Source organism: Bacteroides reticulotermitis JCM 10512 (assembly GCF_000517545.1).
Taxonomy (GTDB): Bacteria; Bacteroidota; Bacteroidia; order Bacteroidales; family Bacteroidaceae; genus Bacteroides; species Bacteroides reticulotermitis.
On sequence record NZ_BAIV01000064.1, the window covers coordinates 1 to 3,962 of the forward strand.

Consider the following 3,962-nt stretch of genomic DNA (forward strand, 5'->3'; position numbering starts at 1 on the left):
TGTTCGACTACACGCTTGGTGAGTTTACGGTGACAATCAACGGTTGGAATGCTCAGGAAGAGGATCATAACATACACCCCCAAAGTAGAATGAGATGAAAATAAATAAAACAATATACCCATTGGGCCTAAAGAAGCTTACCGCCATCTTCTGCCTGCTGCTTCTGTTTGTTGCCACAGCCTGTGAGCAGCAGTCCGCAGGAGTTGCGACAGAGGAACAAACGGTAGATATCAACTTAAATATCTTTCTGGGCCTGAAAGCTGTTCCGGACAACGGAACAGAACAGGAACGCAAAGTAACCTCTTTGCGTGTATACGCGTTTCATCCGAACGGTTATCTGGATAAGATGGAATATGTGGAGAACGCCACCGGCTTGACAGGCAACCCGTACGTAATGGATATGACGATATTCTCCGGGCAGAAGATTTTCTGCCTGGTTGCCAACGAGCCTTCGAGACTCACCTCTGTACTTTCAAGCATCAAGAATCGCTGGGATTTGCAGGCGCTGACTATGCAAACGAGTGATTTTACGTTCAACGATCTTGTGCAGGGACTTCTTCCGATGACTTCCACCACTTCCGCTACCATAACCTCCAATCACACCGCTCCGGTGAATCTTTCATTGGAAAGGGCGGTTGCCAAGACGGAAATTAAAATCATTAAAGATAAAGACAATCCCGATGTGGTTAAGCTAAAAAGCATACAGGTACGCAATACACCTGATAAAAGCCGTCTGATGGAAAATAATCTGTTGGACGTCTCTTCCTCCCTGGTCAACTTTGCGGCACAAGACCATGGCTCTGTCATTGTAGGTTCAACCCCTGCCGATACGTTAACGCTGCATCCGGGTTACCTCTTCGAACACCATACAGGGGTGGGAGACCCTGCCACCTTGAATTCAACTGTGCTTCATACAGTTCTCAATATCAAAGGGACTGATATGGAATATGCCATCCCGCTGCACACGATAGCTTCCGATGCTCAGAAACATAACAATGTGCTTCGAAATCATTATTACCGCCTGATTGTGACGGTTGGTGATGGTGCTTTGCAGGTTGATTATACCATTATAGATTGGGATGAAGAAACGACTTTGGATAAGGAGTTGGGTAAGAAAACAACAAATCAATTAAGAATAAACAAGTAATAGAATATACTTTATGAAGACAATTAAGAATTTATCATTTCTTCTGGCCACTTGCTTCTGCTGTGCCTGAGTGCCTGCCACGAACAGGAAGACTATGGTGAGGATATACAGGACGGCAAACTGGTACTGAACTACCAGGTGGATGGTGGTATGCAAGCTTCAACCTATGGCGTAGCTCCGAAGCACATGAATGCCGGATTGATGATGTATATACTCTTTTCTTCCGCAGTTCTACGCATTCTGATCCCAATAAATATGTGGGCTACAGCCGTACGGCTGTTTCTGCTGTTACATCAACAGGGAGTGTTCGGGTAACTCTTCCCGATGGTGAGAAGGCAGATGATGAATGGCAACTTCTTTTTCTGGCTAATTTTGATAGCCAAGCTTCTCTGGATGACGCAGGCAGTATAGATGATTTATTGACTAATAAAATGGCTGGTAAAACCTATGAGGCAGCCTGTAAATACCTTAAGGCTTCTTTCACTCAAACGACAGGTATGGGTGCTCCGCTTGCTATGTCCGCCCAAGCAGCCAAAGCTGCTTCTACCAATGCGGTTGGTATTAATTTCAAGCGTCGGGTGGCACGTATCGATGTTAAGAACTCGGCTATTTCTAATTTTAAATTAGCATCTGTGCAGGTTTGGAATGCTTGTTCCCATGGTTATATGTTCGATGAAGGAGGATTTAATACAGACAGTATCTGTCACTATAAAGATCAAGATGTCAAAGCGGTTAATGAAAAGGTAGAAGCCAAGCTTTACGCTTTTCCCAACTTTGTAGAGACTCCGGAGGATATCGAAGATAAATTTACGACCTGCCTGATTATCGGAGGTAAGTATAATAATAGTTCTACAATAACTTATTACCGGGTGAATGTTTGTCCGGCAGCAAGTCAGCAACTGCTTAAGGCCAATAGTATATATACGATTAACATCACGAAAGTGAACTCTGCGGGTAAAAGTGATAAAGAGGATGCTTACAAATCACCGATTGAAGTGGAGTATGAGATTAACGAGTGGGACGATTCGTTTCTGGGTATCTATGTGTTCGATAAGGATGGCAACGGGCTTGCTGTGTCGCAACGCAAAGTGATTTTCTCGGAGGAAGGCCCCCAATCGATACAATTGGAAGTGTTTACGCTTAAGAGTGCGACTAAACCCCTTTCGGGAAATTGGGCAGTTGGTGGACTGCAAGGAACGAATGCTTCTACTTATTTCTCTGCGAAGAGAAAATCAACAGCTACCACCGAGAAATACTTAACGGTAACTGCTCGGAGCAAGAACGAGACCCTTTCTGATCGGGAAGCAACGTTTAATGTGACTTGGGGAGATATCAAAATTCCCATAAGCCTAACTCAACTTAACCCCAACTCTCTGATCAGTAAGATCAGCCTCATACCCGGCGAACTTGAATTTGAAAAGCCAGGGAATACCCAAGAAATATGCGTGAACCTGCAAGGGAATTTTGGAGGTATTGGTCGTGGAAATATAACACCTGTCGCTTTGTATCAGGGTAGTGAGGCCGATTGGCTCACTTTGAGTCAAGGGACAACGCCCGACTCTCCGGCTTTAGGGCTTTTTTACTTTAACGTAACCGCTTCCGACAATACATCCGGTGCAAATCGCCTGGCGGATATTAAATTTGTGGTAACACAAGGCGAGTTGATAGCTACCGCTCAGGCATCGGTAAAACAAAACAGTATGGTGCGTGAAGTTTCGATCCATCTATTTGAAAAGTCGGGTACTGACTATGAAGATAGAGGGTTTGCCTCTGAGTACTTTTCCGAAGTCAAAGGATTTGCTTCTGGACAGGATCTGTCCGATCACTTACATTTTGCCATTATAGCTCCTGATCAGTTTAAATACCGAATGAAGATTAACTCATCCATGGGTTGGGAAATTAGTTCCACGTCGGGTAGTAAACTACATTTTAGTTCCACTTCAGGTGACGCCAATGCGGAAAGTACTGTTGAGATTACAGTAACCTGGCAGGCTGATTCCGGTTGGGAGGAAGATTTTTATATTAAATATGATGATGGAGATCAGGAGAAGTTCACGGCACATCAGCAAGGGACATTTAAAAAATTAGGAGAATATGTAAAAGATGGAACCGTTATTACAAGTGTTGAAAGCAGTCTCATCTATTATTATGGAGTTTTTAAGATGAACGAAAATCTATGGCTTGACCGTAATTTAGGTGCAACTGTAGGGCAAAATGGAGATAAAGGATATTATACCAATGAAACCGATGTGGATATTCCTAGTGATCCTGCCGCTAGAGGGGCTTATTTTACTCGAGCACAAGCCGATACAGCCTGTCCTCCGGGCTTTCGTCTGCCTAGAGGAAAAGAAGGAAGTGGTGATGGCGAATGGGATTGGGTAGTTGAAAATATAGTATGGTCTACACAGGATGGTAATGTAGCAGCTGGAGGGGTTGCTTACAAAAAAGTACACTACGTTACTTACTCTGAGATTCCGCTTAAAAGATGGTTTATACCCGTTTGCGGTTATAGTGCCGACCCGGCGGGCACGAACGGCTACTATTGGTCTCAGGAGGTTGGATATCTCTACTTCTTCCCCAATAATGGTGGCAAGTACCTGATCAGTAGTAATGATACGGCCGGTTACTCGGTTCGTTGCGTGCAGGAAAATTAGTACGACTCATTTGATTACTCCCAGAGTTTCAATACCACCGGAGGTGGACGATTTTTGAAAATATATGGAGACTGTATATATCTGGAATTATGAGAAGCCAATCTATCAATGTGCTCTTATCCAGTTAAGAGGATACGGACTTCTTCCGATCTAGCCTTTAT

Annotated in this window: 3 protein-coding genes; all 3 read left to right on the top strand. The window is 44.0% G+C overall.

The features are described from left to right. Window positions 1–94: 94 nt before the first annotated feature. Genes JCM10512_RS20735 through JCM10512_RS20745 form a run of 3 tightly spaced genes read left to right on the top strand, consistent with a single transcriptional unit; the run spans window position 95 to window position 3,801 of the window. Complete coding sequence (locus JCM10512_RS20735) at window positions 95–1,147, top strand: FimB/Mfa2 family fimbrial subunit (RefSeq protein ID WP_044165812.1); 1,053 nt, start codon at window positions 95–97, stop codon at window positions 1,145–1,147. Window positions 1,148–1,198: 51 nt separating this feature from the next. Further along, a complete protein-coding gene (locus JCM10512_RS20740; protein WP_044165814.1) occupies window positions 1,199–1,462 on the top strand; it encodes a hypothetical protein in 264 nt (87 codons plus the stop codon). Further along, a complete protein-coding gene (locus tag JCM10512_RS20745) occupies window positions 1,405–3,801 on the top strand; it encodes a BACON domain-containing protein (protein ID WP_148298513.1) in 2,397 nt (798 codons plus the stop codon). The genes JCM10512_RS20740 and JCM10512_RS20745 overlap by 58 nt, the downstream gene beginning before the upstream one ends. Window positions 3,802–3,962: the final 161 nt, after the last annotated feature.